At 37.9% G+C, this 15,181-nt stretch carries 11 protein-coding genes and 1 pseudogene; 4 read left to right on the top strand and 8 right to left on the bottom strand.

The annotated features are described in order from the left end of the window. The first annotated feature begins 254 nt into the window (after positions 1-254). The 3 genes from RUH60_RS00925 (at position 255) to RUH60_RS00915 (ending at position 2,786) form a co-directional block, all read left to right on the top strand. On the top strand, positions 255-1,064 hold the full coding sequence (locus tag RUH60_RS00925) for a hypothetical protein (RefSeq protein WP_313804013.1): 810 nt from the start codon (positions 255-257) through the stop codon (positions 1,062-1,064). A gap of 17 nt (positions 1,065-1,081) precedes the next feature. After that, positions 1,082-1,924 carry a hypothetical protein gene (locus tag RUH60_RS00920; RefSeq protein WP_313804010.1) on the top strand — a complete coding sequence of 281 codons (843 nt, stop codon included), beginning with the start codon at positions 1,082-1,084 and terminating at the stop codon, positions 1,922-1,924. Positions 1,925-1,997: 73 nt separating this feature from the next. Beyond that, positions 1,998-2,786, top strand: coding sequence for a hypothetical protein (locus RUH60_RS00915; protein WP_313804007.1), 789 nt, complete (start codon positions 1,998-2,000; stop codon positions 2,784-2,786). A gap of 48 nt (positions 2,787-2,834) precedes the next feature. Here RUH60_RS00915 and RUH60_RS00910 read toward each other — a convergent pair whose 3' ends face one another. The 8 genes and pseudogenes from RUH60_RS00910 to argS all read right to left on the bottom strand — a co-directional run bounded on the left by RUH60_RS00910 (position 2,835) and on the right by argS (position 12,434). Next, a complete protein-coding gene (locus tag RUH60_RS00910; RefSeq protein WP_313804004.1) occupies positions 2,835-3,326 on the bottom strand; it encodes a GNAT family N-acetyltransferase in 492 nt (163 codons plus the stop codon). Further along, positions 3,327-4,208, bottom strand: a pseudogene (locus tag RUH60_RS00905) (bifunctional 5,10-methylenetetrahydrofolate dehydrogenase/5,10-methenyltetrahydrofolate cyclohydrolase). A 63-nt stretch (positions 4,209-4,271) separates the two neighbouring features. Further along, positions 4,272-5,612, bottom strand: a complete 1,341-nt coding sequence (gene ffh, locus RUH60_RS00900) for a signal recognition particle protein (protein ID WP_313804001.1) — start codon at positions 5,610-5,612, stop codon at positions 4,272-4,274. Between the two features lie 142 nt (positions 5,613-5,754). Then, a complete protein-coding gene (locus RUH60_RS00895) occupies positions 5,755-5,946 on the bottom strand; it encodes a hypothetical protein (protein ID WP_313803998.1) in 192 nt (63 codons plus the stop codon). A gap of 79 nt (positions 5,947-6,025) precedes the next feature. After that, positions 6,026-7,711 carry an MBOAT family O-acyltransferase gene (locus tag RUH60_RS00890; protein ID WP_313803995.1) on the bottom strand — a complete coding sequence of 562 codons (1,686 nt, stop codon included), beginning with the start codon at positions 7,709-7,711 and terminating at the stop codon, positions 6,026-6,028. A gap of 1 nt (position 7,712) precedes the next feature. Beyond that, complete coding sequence (locus RUH60_RS00885; RefSeq protein ID WP_313803992.1) at positions 7,713-9,134, bottom strand: GDSL-type esterase/lipase family protein; 1,422 nt, start codon at positions 9,132-9,134, stop codon at positions 7,713-7,715. Then, positions 9,124-10,575: a hypothetical protein gene (locus RUH60_RS00880; protein WP_313803990.1), complete on the bottom strand. Its 1,452-nt coding sequence runs from the start codon at positions 10,573-10,575 to the stop codon at positions 9,124-9,126. Before RUH60_RS00880 ends, RUH60_RS00885 begins: the two co-directional genes overlap by 11 nt. An 83-nt stretch (positions 10,576-10,658) precedes the next feature. Further along, positions 10,659-12,434 carry an arginine--tRNA ligase gene (gene argS, locus RUH60_RS00875; RefSeq protein WP_313803988.1) on the bottom strand — a complete coding sequence of 592 codons (1,776 nt, stop codon included), beginning with the start codon at positions 12,432-12,434 and terminating at the stop codon, positions 10,659-10,661. A 200-nt stretch (positions 12,435-12,634) separates the two neighbouring features. On the opposite strand from argS, the gene RUH60_RS00870 reads away from it, so the two are divergent. Further along, positions 12,635-15,139 carry a TonB-dependent receptor domain-containing protein gene (locus tag RUH60_RS00870; RefSeq protein ID WP_313803985.1) on the top strand — a complete coding sequence of 835 codons (2,505 nt, stop codon included), beginning with the start codon at positions 12,635-12,637 and terminating at the stop codon, positions 15,137-15,139. Positions 15,140-15,181: the final 42 nt, after the last annotated feature.

The following is a 15,181-nucleotide window of genomic DNA, read 5'->3' as shown; positions in this document are numbered from 1 at the left end:
TCAAAAATATAGTTTTAGTGTTGGCAAAAAAAAATAACTGATTAAAAAAAACAAGCAAAAAAACTCATTATCAAACCCTTATATCTCAAAAAATAGAAAAATAAAGTTCAAACGAAATAATAGTAAATTTATGATATAAGCCTACTGGAACATAATTCCTTACTGTTAAAACAACTTGCTAAGTCCCCAATTAGTATAAGGTGTTGAATCAGAAACAACAAGATTAAAAGAAGAATAATCTAAACTCTGACGATATGCGCATACTATTACTTCTGCTTATAAATAGCCCGATTTTCGCACAAGTAGGCATCGGCACAAACACGCCTAACAACAACGCTATGTTAGAAGTATACAACGATTCAAAAGGAATATTACTTCCTCGCGTTGCACTACAAAACTCAGCAATTGCAAATCCATTATCAGGACATGTTCAGGGAATGTTAGTCTACAACGTTGCCGAAAACAGCTCTGGAGTAACCAGAGTATATCCAGGAATGTATTATAATGACGGAAACAGATGGATTCGGTTTGTTCCAAAAACAACAACTGTTGGAGAATTAAAACATAGTTTTCACAATGCAGATCACAATGGCTGGTATCTTTTGGATGGACGAACCATTTCAAGCTTATCATTAACTGCGCGAAATCAAGCTATTTCATTAGGCTATCCTACTAATTTACCTGTTATGGATAATCTATTTTTGAAAGCCAAATCAGGTTCTGAAATTTTAGGAAGTATTTCAGGTAATCAAACGTTAACCATAAATCAAAACAATCTACCCAATGTGAATTTTATTGGGAGCACAAATAATTCCGGAAATCACAGTCATAATGTAGATAGTTATCGGGGCAATGAAAATATAGGTCTTCTGTCTACAACTATTCTCACCTTATTCGTTACTGAAACTGTTGCCAAAGAAAATTCGCTAACAACAATAAGAGACACTCATACGGATGGAAGCCACGACCACGCGGTTACCTTCAATTCAGGGGGAAGCAACACTCCAATAGAAAATGTACCAAAATACATTACCGCAAACATTTTCATTTATTTAGGCTATTAACTTATTATCGTGTAGTTATGAAAAAAATAATTCTGTTGCTAATTTTAATGATAAATTGGCAAATTGCATTAGCACAAATTGGTATTGGAACTTCAAATCCAAACAAAGATGCAGCTTTGGAAGTTGCAAGTAATACAGAAGGAATTTTGATAACTCGAATTCCATTGCAAGCTACGAATAGCCCTACTCCGTTAGTTTCACATGTTGCAGGGATGATTGTATATAACACCGCTACAAATGGAGTTGATGGCATTGCAGTAATACCAGGGTTCTATTATAACAATGGTAGTAAGTGGATTCGATTAGAACCAACAACAACGGCAATTGGCGACATTAAAAACAGCATCTTGACAACTGATCATAATGGTTGGTATTTACTAGATGGTCGTAACATTTCACTTTTACCAACAAATGCCCAAACAAATGCAGCTTCAATTGGTTTTGGCACAAACATTCCAGATGCCACAGACAGATTCTTAAAAGGAAAATCTATGAGTGAGACAATTATGTCTTACGGCGGTAATAATAACAGAGTACTGACACAAGCTAATCTACCCAATGTAAATTTTAACGGTATTGCAAATTCAAGCGGCAATCATTCTCATCAATACGAAGATAAGTACCATGGTATTCCAGAAAACCTGAACCTTATTACTGGTTTATTGGGAATTCTAGGTGGTATATTACTAAACATATTGAATAATGATATTGGACATAGCTCACTGACTGCCACAACATCAAATTCTAGTGTTAGCGGAAATCATAATCATACCGCTACGGTTAGCACTGGCGGAAATGACGATGTCCTTCCTTTACCTTCTCATATGATTACCAATACATTTGTTTATTTAGGAAGTTAATTCAAAACTGATTATGCAAAAACCTACTCAATTATTTTTTTTGTACTTGCTCCTTATTGGTCAAAGCAATCTCTTGTGGTCACAAAATGTTGGCATCAATACAGTATCTCCAAATGTCGATGCTATATTAGACATTGATGATTCAGGAAAAGGATTCTTACCAACTCGCTTACAACTTATTGCAACTAATGACGAACATCCATTATCGGCTCATACAGAAGGAATAATAACCTACAATCTTACTGAATCAGGAAATTACAGCTCCTCTTCGGTGCACGAAGGATTATATTATAATGATGGTGTTCAATGGAATTTAATGGGGCCAAACGCAACATCATTAGGAGATATCAAACATTCTCTCGAAAGCAACGATCATAGTGGCTGGTATTTGTTAGATGGAAGAAATAAATCTAGTTTACCAAATTTGGCACAAAATAACGCTACCGCAATCGGAATTGGACTATCCCTTCCCAATTGCAGTGATTCTTTCTTAAAAACAACTAATGGAACCGAAAGCATCCAAACTATGGGCGGTACTAATTCCATCACACTTACCCAGGGTAATTTACCCAACATCACTTATGTAACAACTACTAGCACAAACGGCAATCATTCTCACGCTTACACAGATTTTCACAATGGTCCAAAATCTTTAGGCCTTGCCACCAATGTCATTGCACTTGTTCCGCTTATTAGTGAAACTGTAGGAACTAACGATATACTTCCAGGTAACTTATACTCCACAAATAATGAAGGCATTCACAATCATAGTGTTACGGTACCTTCTGGTGGATTGGGAATCCCTATTAATGCAGCACCAATGCATATGGTTACAAATCTCTTTATTTATTTAGGGGAGTAATTTGTTTTAGAGCGAAATACCCCAAGACGAAGTCTTGGGGTATTTTATTTATATCTTTTTCTCCATCACGTAATCTTCCATAAGATAACCATTGCCAATATCTATATCTTCCTCATGAACTACTGAGAAACCTAGTCGTTTGTAAAATTCTTGGGCAATATTGTATCGATTTACATTAAGGTACAAGCAACTATTTCCAGCTTTTTTAGCAGCAGTTTCAACTTCATTTAAGAATAATTTCCCTAAACCTTTACCTTGTGTTTCGGGTAAAACGTAAATTTTATGGAGTTTTGTCTTTCCAGAATTGTTGCAATTCACCTCGTAGGAAGCAAATCCGTAAAAAACATTATTTTCTTCTGCAAGCAAAAAAACGTGATCTGAAGCCAATTGCATTTCAAGAGAATCAATCGCATAAAAATTCTCCAACATGTAATCCAACTGTGCTTCCGATAAAATCTGACCGTAAGCAACAGGCCAGATTTTACAGGCTAAATCACGAACTATATGAAGTTCTTCTTTTTTGACTTGAAGTATCTGCATTTATTTCAGCATTCTGTTTTCGCGGGCAAGAAGTGTATTTTTCAACAACATCGCAATCGTCATCGGACCAACTCCACCAGGAACCGGGGTAATATGAGAGGCTTTTCTAGCCACATTTTCAAAATCCACATCACCGGTAATTACATATCCTTTTGGATGGGTTTCATCGGCAACGCGGGTGATTCCCACATCGATGATTACTACATCGTCTTTTACCATTTCGGCTTTTAAATAATTCGGAACTCCCAAAGCGGTAATGATAATATCGGCTTGCGATGTAATCTGTGTAATGTTTTTGGTATGACTGTGTGTTAACGTTACTGTTGAGTTCCCTGGAAATCCTTTACGCCCCATCAAAATACTCATCGGACGACCTACAATATGACTACGACCAATAACCACTGTATGTTTTCCTTTCGTTTCCACATTGTAACGCTCTAACAACTCTAAAATTCCAAACGGAGTTGCCGGTATGAACGTACTCATATCCAACGCCATTTTCCCAAAGTTTTCGGGATGGAAACCATCAACATCTTTACTCGGATCAATTGCCATCAACACTTTCTGAGTATCGATTTGCTCCGGTAATGGCAACTGTACAATGAAACCGTCAATATTGTCGTCTTCGTTTAATTATTTAATTTTTTTAAGCAATTATGTTTCAGAAGTAGTGCTCGGTAATTTTACCAAAGTCGATTCAAATCCTACGCGTTCGCAAGCTTTTACTTTACTGCCTACATAAGTTAAACTCGCTCCGTCATTCCCTACGATTACGGCAGCCAAATGCGGCACTTTCTCACCGTTAGCTTTCATTTCCTGAACTGCTTCGGCAATTTCGTTTTTAATGTCTTCCGATACTTTTTTCCCGTCTAGTAATTGCATTCTTTTTGTTGTTAGTGTGTTGTTTATAAAAAAAATAAGACGCGAAAAGTCGCGTCTTTATACTTATGGTCTCATTCCTTTCATGCCGCCCATCATGCGCATCAGGTTTTTACCACCTGCTCCCTGCATCATCTTCATCATTTTGCTCATTTGATCAAACTGCTTCAACAATTGATTTACCTGTTGAATATCCGTTCCAGAACCTTTAGCAATTCTTGTTTTACGTTTGGCATCCAACATTGAAGGTTTGCTTCTTTCCGCTGGCGTCATCGAGTGGATGATTGCTTCGATATGTTTGAACGCATCATCTTCAATTTCAACATCTTTTAAAGCTTTTCCAGCTCCGGGAATCATTCCGACTAAGTCTTTCATGTTACCCATTTTCTTCACCTGTTGGATTTGCGTCAAGAAGTCATCAAAACCGAATTCGTTATTAGCAATTTTCTTTTGTAGTTTACGCGCTTCTTCTTCATCGTACTGCTCCTGCGCTCTTTCTACTAAGGAAACTACGTCTCCCATTCCCAAAATTCGGTCGGCCATACGATTTGGATAGAAAACGTCAATCGCTTCCATCTTTTCACCAGTTCCGATGAATTTAATCGGTTTATTTACTACGGATTTAATCGAAATCGCTGCTCCACCTCTGGTATCACCGTCTAATTTCGTTAAAACTACTCCGTCGAAATCTAATCTGTCGTTGAAGGCTTTTGCTGTGTTTACCGCATCTTGTCCTGTCATGGAATCCACAACAAACAACGTTTCCTGTGGCTGAATTGCTTTGTGAACGTTGGCGATTTCGGTCATCATCTCCTCGTCTACTGCCAAACGACCGGCCGTATCGACAATTACAACATTGAATCCGTTTGCTTTGGCATGTTTGATTGCATTTTCAGCAATAGAAACCGCATTTTTATTTTCAGGCTCTGAATAAACTTCAACACCAATTTGTTCTCCAACTACATGTAACTGATTAATCGCCGCCGGACGGTAAATATCACAGGCAACCAAAAGTGGCTTCTTTCCTTTTTTAGTTTTTAGGAAGTTCGCCAATTTACCCGAAAACGTCGTCTTACCCGAACCTTGTAAACCCGACATCAAAATAATCGAAGGATTCCCGGAAAGGTTTACACCGGCAGCATCACCCCCCATCAATTCGGTTAATTCGTCTTTAACGATTTTCACCATCAATTGCCCCGGCTGTAACGTAGTTAATACGTCCTGACCAATTGCTTTTTCTTTCACGCGTGTGGTAAAATCTTTGGCAATTTTAAAGTTCACGTCGGCATCTAATAACGCGCGGCGAACCTCTTTTAGAGTATCGGCTACGTTTACTTCGGTGATTTTTCCGTGACCTTTTAATATATGGAAGGCTTTGTCGAGCTTATCGCTTAAATTATCAAACATGATAGTTTTCGTTTAATGAGGTGCAAAGATAATACAAAGTCGCAAAGGTTCAAAGTGGCAGAGCTGCAAAGTTTTAAGTTAAAAGAATAAAAAAACGCTCCATAAACTGGAACGTTTCTTAAATTTTATTTCGTCAAAGAAATTATGCTTTTTTAGCAGCACAACAAGATTTTTTTTCTCCAGTTGCACAGTCTTTTTTAGCTTCTTTTGAACATGATTCTTTTTTAGTGGTAGCTTCTTTTTTAGCAGGACCTTTAGTTTTTTTCTCCTGAGCATTTACATTCATTGAAACTGTAAACAAAGCAACAACTGCAATAGCAACTAATTTTTTCATAATGGTATAATTTTAATAGTTTTTACTAATTCTTGAGCCAAATATAGAAATTTAGTTTACCCAAAAACCAAAAATATAGTTAAAATTGGAAATAAATAAAAGGCTGTGGTCCAGCAGATGCCATTGCATAAACCAACCAATACACCAATCCTAAAATAATGGCTTTTCCGATAATTGGCAGCGCTTTGAAAACCGATTGCATTGCTTCAACCCATTTCTCAGGAATGAAATGCCACAAATAACCAATCGCCATCAACAGGAAAACGTTTTTATATCCTTCACCGATAACCAACCATTGCTGGATATCAAAAGTCACATTCCCGATATTGTTGATTACTTGAAGTGCTGTATCAAAATCTTTGGCACGGAAGAAAATCCAACAGAACGCCACAAAATGAAAGGTTAACAATACTGAAATCACTTTCCAAATACCGCCGAAAAACAAATTCTTATTCTCTGTTTTGGACGGAAAAATCTCCATGACAATTTTATGTACCGCCAAAGCCATTCCGTGAAGTGCGCCCCAAATGATGAATCGCAAACTTGCTCCGTGCCATAATCCGCCCAACAACATTGTAGTCATTAAATTGACGTTCGTAAACATTGTTCGCTCTCTATCTTTTGAAAGTAAAAACGTCAACGCAAAAACTACGGTTGACGCAATCGCTATCATCAAAGGAATATTTGACACAGGCGCGTATGTAATTCCCCAAACGATTAAACCGAAGAAAAACAAAGCCGGAAATAAAAAGCCTGCAAAGGTTCCGTTACGGTTTCCTCCTACTGAAATGTATAAAAAGTCTTTCAGCCATGTCGATAACGAAATGTGCCATCTTCTCCAAAATTCGGTAATGGAAGCCGATTGATAAGGGGTACGGAAGTTGGTCGGTAATTTGAAACCTAATAAAAGTGCTACACCAATCGCCATATCGGAATATCCCGAAAAATCGCAGTAAATCTGAATCGCATACCCATACGAAGCCATTAAATTTTCAAAAGCGGTATAACTTGACGGTGCATCAAAAACACGATCTACGAAGTTGATGGAAATATAATCGGAAATCACCGTTTTCTTAATCAATCCTCCGATAATTAAAAGGAAAGCTCGGTTGATATCATCTTTGGTAACGTTTGACTTCTGGTAAATCTGCGGAAGGAAATCTTTAGCACGAACAATCGGACCAGCTACCAACTGCGGAAAAAACGATACGAAGAACAAATAATCCACATAGTTTTTTGTCGGCTCAATTTCCTTGCGGTAAATTTCAATGATGTAACTAATAGACTGGAACGTATAGAACGAAATTCCTACCGGAAGAATTATCTTCTGAAAAGCAAAATTCGCTCCCGAAACACTGTTATACGTATCAATGACGAAATTAGTATACTTGAAATAGCCCAAGAAACCTAAATTCAACACGACACTGAACGCTAAACATAATTTTTTATTTACTTCACTTTGTGTACGATGTACCAAATTTCCTAAGTTGTAATCTACTATGGATGACCCCAATAGTAGTAAAAAGAAAATTCCGCTGGATTTATAGTAAAAGAATAACGAGAACAAAATCACATAAACCAATCGCGGATAAAACGTATTTTTTAGCGTAATGTAAAAACTGTAAAACACTAAAAACAAGCCTAAAAACAAGGCGGTGTTGAACAAAATCGGCTCTTTCGGATTGAAAACAAACCAGTTCATGACCGTTTCGGCGGTAATATCGGTAAACAATGAGGCTATATTTTGGGTAAACCAATCCTGCATATTAATTCTTCTTCGTTACTTTAAAATTTTCGTAAGCATTTAACAAAGCCTGACTAAACAATTCGCCTTGTTTTTCATATCCCGATTTGGTGTAATGCACTTTATCGCCTGATATTAAACCTTGACGATAGTTTTTGTTCACGCCGTACATACCTCCCATAATTGCAAACAAATCCCAACTGGCGTGATTTTTATCAACCGCCTGTGTATTGATGTCGCGTGCATAAGCATCAGCAAAACGATTCAGAGAACGACGGTATAACAACGACGGCGGTGTTGACATGACCAAAACCTCTGCATTTGGGTTCTTATCTTTTACAGAAGTGACGAATGCATTGAGTTGCGTCATATAATCTGAAGATGGCATTTTGTCAAACGTTTCATTGGTTCCTAACGACACTATTATCAAATCGGCTTGTAAGGCTGAAGTTTGCTCGAAAAACATCGGATATTTATTGTAATCTGAAGCTTTGGCACCATTTACACCGATAGCGCTGTAGGTAATTCCAGGTTCATTTTTCTCGAAAATCAATCCGTTTAACGCGAAATTGGACGCTGCTTTATTGGGAATCAGATAAATTTTATCCATCGCCGTTTCCGAGTAAAAAGAATGTACCCCGTTTTCTTCCGTTAAAGAAAGTGGAATGAATTCCGAACGTTTCACACTGCGCTTTTGCATTTCACTCGTTGGAATTTTAAGCGTTTTTCCTGCGCGAATGTTGTTCGATTTCAAACCGTTGTAGCGTTTCAACTCGGCTGTAGAAATATTGTATTTATCAGCAATGATTGAAAGTGCTTCGCCATTTTTGATTTTATGAACGATACGTTTCGGCACATTCGATTCTAACGTAATAGTTTTTTTAGCGGTCGCCACTTCAAACATATTCTGATTCTCCGGCGAAACAATTTTTAACGTATTGAATTGGTATGCATTGTCCCGAACATTAATTTCCACGGCAAAGTCTTTGGAACGTGTTGTTAAAGAAATACCACTCAAACCAATAGGACTTCCGTTTTTTTCTTTAGTCAACCGATGATTGCTCCACGATTCATTCGACGAATATTTTATGAAATAATTGCCGTTGGTTCTCGCCAAATTGTGCGGAAATGAAAACCCTAAACCTCCATTTCCAAATTTATCCTGAAGATTTCTGCGGATTACTCCGGTAAACAAATCTGCCTGGATGTGGGAATCACCAATATGAACGATGCGGACTTTTCCGGATTTTGTAGTTTCCAGCAAATATAATTTTTCGAAGAATTTTTCCAGTGCTTTCGTGTTGTAAACGGCATTTTCACCGTAACTCACATTTTCTTCCATGCCAAGCGTATCCACCTCAACTGAAGTAGAGTCCACCACCTGAGCGGAAAGCCCGATCGAAAAAAATATTCCGAATAACGCTATGAAAAACTTATTCCACATGAACACTATCTTTTTTAACCGTTACAGAATCCTTTTTAACCGCCGGCTTGGCAACTTTACGGTTCGCTCGCAATTTTTTAAACTGTTCGTAACCGCTGTAAATCTGGTTGTAAATCAAGGAGGAAATTCGTTTCGCACCACGATAGTTGAAGTGTGTATAGTCTTTATTGGCCAAGGCTGGCGTTTCTTCTACCCATTTTACCATTGAACCGTCCCCGCCCATGAGCGTGTACAAATTCACATAGCCGGCTTCCGCCTGAACGGCATATTTTTTCTGAGCTTGAGTTAACGGAACAACTGCGGAATCCGTTTTCATCTCCAAGTCGTATTTTGTCGATTTATCAGCCGTGGAAATAATCAGAATCGCCACACCCGGAAAACATTCTTTCAAATGACTTACCACGCGTTTCATCCTTTTTTCGTACCAAGTGTAATTTAGTGAGCCGTAGTTCAAAACGTTCGTTCCATAATGTAAAACAATCAAATCGTAGCCCAATTTGTCCTGAAACTGACGCATTACTTCGGTATTGAAAGTGGAAATCGGTAATCCGGAATTGCCACGGTTGGAGAAATTGTCCACGTGAACACCTTTTCCGTCGTCGAAATTCATTCCGTAAATTGGAATGGAATCGGCTTTGACAAAATCTAATTTTAAACTTTTTGTGGTGTTTCCGACTACTAAAGTATTCACCAATTTATTTGGATTCAGCTTTTTATAAATTGTATCGGCACCAATTTTATACGCAACTTTTCCTGATTTATTTGTTGATTTTCCGTAGAAAAGTGTCGGATTAGGCAATTCCGTTAAGTTTTTCAACTTGCTTGCCTGATATTTTACCCATTCAACATGCGCGGTATCGTTAGCGAAAAACACGTGACCGTTAACACCAAAAGGACTTCTCGGTTTTTTAATATTCAGATAAGATTGCGTTTTCCAATTCCCTGAAAATTCGTGTTTTACGGTATTTCTCGAACCTGCCGATTCTGAAGTAATATTCACAAAACCAACACCTTGTCCGCCAAACTGATTCTGAAAACTGGTTCTAAAATCCTGCACAATCATATCGCCATCCGTCATCGAATCGCCAAAATACGCAATACGAACATTGCCCTGATGCGACGTTTCTAACTGATATAATTTCTCGTAAAACTGCACCAAATGCTGAAATCCTTTATAATCACCATAGGTTTCGTCCGGAAAGGAAATTCCGTCCACTGCAGTAAATGTAATGGGTTGATTTGATAAGGTATCGCCTTCTTCGGCCGGATTTTCTTCTTCAATCGCTTCCAACAACATGCTGTCTATGACCACATTTTTGGAATTGGCCGTGTTTTCCGAAAAGATTTTCTTCGGCAAAAACGATTTAAAACCAATAAAAGCTATGATTGAAATAGCAAAAATGGCTAAGGATTGCGCGAAGTATGATTTGTTTTGATTCATTTTTATATTCAGGGGTTAGGAATTAGTACTTAGGGTTTAGTATGTTTTTACCAACTACTAATTACTATCAGCTAACTACTTCTTTACATTCTCTCCGGAACATTAATTCCTAATAAACCGAAGGCAGATTTGATCACCTCTCCCACTTTTTTCGACAATTGGACACGGAAGATTTTCTTGTTCTCATCTTCTTCACCCAAAATCGAAACGGATTGGTAAAACGAGTTGTATTCTTTCACCAAATCGTAGGTGTAATTTGCAATCAAAGCCGGGCTGTGGTTTTTAGCTGCATCCTGAATTACACTTGGGAAAAGTTCAACTTGTTTTAGAAGTTCTTTTTCTTTTTCGTGGAATTCGATGGTAATATTTTTATTCAAATCGAAATCGGCTTTTCTTAAAATCGACTGAATTCGAGCGTAAGTATACTGAATGAACGGCCCCGTATTTCCAGCAAAATCAACGGATTCTTCCGGATTGAACATCATGTTCTTCTTCGGATCGACTTTCAGCATGAAATATTTTAACGCACCCAAACCGATTACCTTGTACAATTCCGCTTTTTCAGCATCAGAATAACCATCAAGTTTTCCTAATTCTTCCGAAATCGATTGTGCAGTCGTCGTCATTTCTTCCATTAAATCATCAGCATCTACTACTGTTCCTTCACGGGATTTCATTTTTCCAGATGGCAATTCCACCATTCCGTAGGATAAGTGATATAAATCTTCCGCCCAGTCGAAACCTAGTTTTTTCAGAATCAGGAACAATACTTTAAAGTGATAATCCTGTTCATTTCCAACCGTGTACACCATTCCACCAACATCAGGATTATCTTTCACACGCTGAATAGCAGTTCCGATGTCTTGTGTCATGTAAACCGCAGTTCCGTCTGAACGCAATACGATTTTTCGGTCTAAACCTTCGGCAGTCAAATCAATCCAAACCGAACCGTCCGGATCTTTTTCGAAAATGCCTTTCTCCAAACCGAATTGCACGACTTCTTTTCCTAACAAATAGGTATTACTTTCGTAGTAATACGAATCAAAATCTACGCCAAGGTTTTTATACGTTTCGCCAAAACCGTCATAAACCCATTGGTTCATGGTTTTCCAAAGTGCAACTACTTCTTCGTTTCCGGCTTCCCACTGACGTAGCATTTCCTGAGCTTCCAAAATCATTGGGGCTTGTTTTTTGGCTTCGTCCTCTGTTTTACCTTGGGCAATTAAGTTATTGATTTCGGTTTTGTAAGCTTTATCAAATTCTACGTAATATTTACCGACCAATTTATCGCCTTTTAAACCTGAAGTTGCCGGCGTTTCTCCGTTTCCGAATTTCTGCCAAGCCAACATCGATTTACAGATATGAATACCTCGGTCGTTGATAATCTGTGTTTTATAAACTTTTTTACCCGATGCTTTTAAGATTTCAGCCACCGAATACCCTAATAAATTGTTACGAATGTGCCCTAAATGCAATGGTTTGTTAGTGTTGGGAGACGAATATTCTACCATTACCGCTTTATCGCCAGCTTTTGGTGCTACAAATCCGAAGTTTTCCTGATTTTTAATTTCGTTGAAAAAGTTCAGATAATAAGCATCGGAAATGACGATATTCAAGAAACCGGAAACAACGTTGAAACGCTCTACTTCCGTTACGTTTTGCACCAAATACTCACCGATTTTATTTCCCAATTCAACCGGATTACTTTTTACCAACTTTAAAAGCGGAAAAATTACTACAGTAATATCGCCTTCAAATTCCCGACGGGTTGCCTGAAATTCCACTTTATCGAGTGTAACATCAAATAAATCCTGAACTGCTTTCTGGATTTTTTCCGTAAGAATTTGTTGAAGTGTCATAACTGTCCTTTTTTAAGGGTGCAAAGATACTAATTAACTGAGACGCAGCAATTTTTTTAAGCGCAAAAAAATGACGCTATTTATAATGGTTTTAAATTTTAAAAAAAGACAAAAAACACTGTAACAATAACGCACAAAAGCAGTCATACAAGCATTGAATACCTAAACAAGCAACATCAATCAAATAATCACTTTTACACATGAAATTTAAATTTTTAATTGCCTGTCTTTTTACTTTTTTAGGACATGCTTTGATGCAAGGGCAATCCAGCACCACAACCAATCCGGGAAATATTTCCGGAAAAGTTATCGACAAAACCACCAAAGAACCAGTAGGTTACGCCACAGTTTCGGTTAAAGAAGGTGACAAAATTGTAACCGGAGCCATCACCCAGGACAATGGTAATTTTGAAGTTAAGAATCTAGCGCTAAAAGCCTATACTGTTGAAGTTCAGTTCATCGGCTACAAAACTTTTTCAAAAGCAATCACTTTATCGGCAGACAACAAATCTGCTAACATTGGCACAATTTCAATTGAAGCAGAAGCTACGCAATTGGAAGGGGTTGAAGTTGTTGCTGAGCGTTCGAACATCGTACAGAAAATTGACCGAAAAGTAGTAAACGTCGGGAAAGATTTAATTGCTTCGGGAACGACTGCTTCTGAAATTTTGAACAACGTTCCGACAGTAAGTATCGATCCACAAACGAAAGAATTAAGTTTAAGAGGGAACTCAAATGTTCGCGTTTTGATTGACGGAAAACCATCAAATGTGGATGCGGCGCAATTGTTACAGCAAATTCCGTCGTCTTCGATTAAGCAGGTGGAACTGATTACCAATCCTTCGGCAAAATACAATCCGGAAGGAATGAGCGGAATCATCAACATTATTTTACACAAAAACAGTAACGACGGTTTCAATGGTTCGATAAACACGGGAGTTACTTTCGGCATTACACCAAAAACCAATTCAGCTTTGAACCTGAATTACAGAGTAGGGAAAGTGAATTTTTACACAAATTACGGCTACAACCACGGAATCAACGCGAATCACGGTTTTGTAGATAGTGATAATCCAGGCTTGGAAAATCGTCAGGATTTTGATTTCAGAAACTTAAACAACTCTCATTTGGTGAAATTTGGCGTGGATTATTACATCAACGACAAAAACACTTTATCGGTTTATACCAACCAGAATATCACCCATTCTGACGGTTTCGGAAACACATTAGTAAATTATTATGATGCTGCTAACAACGACGACAAACAGCACTATGACAACGAAAACGAAAACAAAAACCAGACTTATGACTTGGTTTTCAAACACGAATTCGATAAAAAAGACGAAACTTTAGAAGTACAGGTAAACTATTCTAAAACAAAAAACAACGAAGATACCAGTTATTACAATTCTGTTGTAAAATCAGACAATACAATCCACAGAGATTCTAATGACCGAAATTTGATTGAAGGCATAACAGATTACACACAAATCAATATCGATTACACCAATCCAATCACAGAAAAAACAAAATTGGAATTAGGTGCTGAAACCCGTATCCAGAACACAAAAAGTGATTTTAACGCTACAGTAAACGGAACAGAATACGATACGCCATACACTTTCTCGACAGTTGGTGACAACAATTTTCATTTCAGCAGAGACATCAGTTCATTGTACGCAAATATTGGTACAGAATTGAGCAGCAAATGGAGTTCACAAATCGGGGTTCGTATGGAATATTACAACATTGATGCGGAATTTGCGAGCAATGAAACCCGTTTTCAGTCGGATCAGGTTCCAACAACTACAACTACCAGCGATTTACAAACAGTAAGCGATAATATTTTCACGTTCTATCCTTCTGCGTTTTTAAATTATACTATGGATGAGAAAAACTCGTTCAATTTCAACTATTCCAGACGTGTGGATCGCCCAGGAATTGGACAAATCAACCCGATTCGTGAGTGGACTACACCACTTATGGAATCAAGAGGAAATCCAGCTTTGGAACCACAATTCACCAATTCCTTTGAAATCAATTATACGCGTGTAACCAAAATGGGATCTATTACTTCCGGAGTATTTTACCGCAGAATTAGTGATGAAATTTCGCGTGTGGTTTACAACGATCCGAACAACATCAACCGTAAAATTTTATCGTTTGACAATTTTGACGACAACAACGCTTACGGAATCGAATCATCGGCTAACTTAAAATTTACCAAATGGTGGTCGACCAATTTAAGTGCTGATGCGTATTTCAAAACTGTTCGCGGAACTGTTCAAAATGCAACAACCGGCGATTTAGAAAATGCTGAAGCAGACGTAACTACTTTCAACGCGAGAATGAATAATACGTTTACCGCTACTAAAAACTTACGTTTCCAATTGTTCGGAATGTACCGTGGTCGCGACTTAAGCTTACAGTTTGAAAGAAAGGAAATGTATAAAATGGATATCGGTGCCACCTACAACATTTTAAAAGGCAAGGGAACCATTACAGCTCGTTACAATGACGTTTTCGAAAACATGCGTTTTGCTTTCGACGGAAACATTCCTTACAGACAATACGGAGCATTCTACTGGGAAAGTCAGACTTTCTACGTTGGTTTGAACTACAACTTTGGTGGTGGTAAGAACAGAGCGATGCAACGCAAACAACGTGATGCCAACGAAACGCAAAGCGGCGGCGGAATGTTCTAAATCTGAGTTTTTTTTCGATTTTATATTACCAAAAAACCTCGA

It is taken from the genome of Flavobacterium sp. (genome assembly GCF_032153895.1).
Lineage (GTDB): Bacteria > Bacteroidota > Bacteroidia > Flavobacteriales > Flavobacteriaceae > Flavobacterium.
The sequence above is the reverse complement of the archived record's forward strand: the minus strand, read 5'-3'. Positions and strand labels throughout refer to the sequence as shown.

What these genes read in the sequence shown, in the direction of transcription:
- RUH60_RS00910 (WP_313804004.1), bottom strand. Translation starts at nt 3,326, where the DNA reads ATGCAGATACTTCAAGTCAAAAAAGAAGAACTTCATATAGTTCGTGAT.
- RUH60_RS00925 (WP_313804013.1), top strand. Translation starts at nt 255, where the DNA reads ATGCGCATACTATTACTTCTGCTTATAAATAGCCCGATTTTCGCACAA.
- RUH60_RS00870 (WP_313803985.1), top strand. Translation starts at nt 12,635, where the DNA reads ATGAAATTTAAATTTTTAATTGCCTGTCTTTTTACTTTTTTAGGACAT.
- RUH60_RS00920 (WP_313804010.1), top strand. Translation starts at nt 1,082, where the DNA reads ATGAAAAAAATAATTCTGTTGCTAATTTTAATGATAAATTGGCAAATT.
- argS (WP_313803988.1), bottom strand. Translation starts at nt 12,434, where the DNA reads ATGACACTTCAACAAATTCTTACGGAAAAAATCCAGAAAGCAGTTCAG.
- RUH60_RS00880 (WP_313803990.1), bottom strand. Translation starts at nt 10,575, where the DNA reads ATGAATCAAAACAAATCATACTTCGCGCAATCCTTAGCCATTTTTGCT.
- RUH60_RS00890 (WP_313803995.1), bottom strand. Translation starts at nt 7,711, where the DNA reads ATGCAGGATTGGTTTACCCAAAATATAGCCTCATTGTTTACCGATATT.
- RUH60_RS00895 (WP_313803998.1), bottom strand. Translation starts at nt 5,946, where the DNA reads ATGAAAAAATTAGTTGCTATTGCAGTTGTTGCTTTGTTTACAGTTTCA.
- ffh (WP_313804001.1), bottom strand. Translation starts at nt 5,612, where the DNA reads ATGTTTGATAATTTAAGCGATAAGCTCGACAAAGCCTTCCATATATTA.
- RUH60_RS00885 (WP_313803992.1), bottom strand. Translation starts at nt 9,134, where the DNA reads ATGTGGAATAAGTTTTTCATAGCGTTATTCGGAATATTTTTTTCGATC.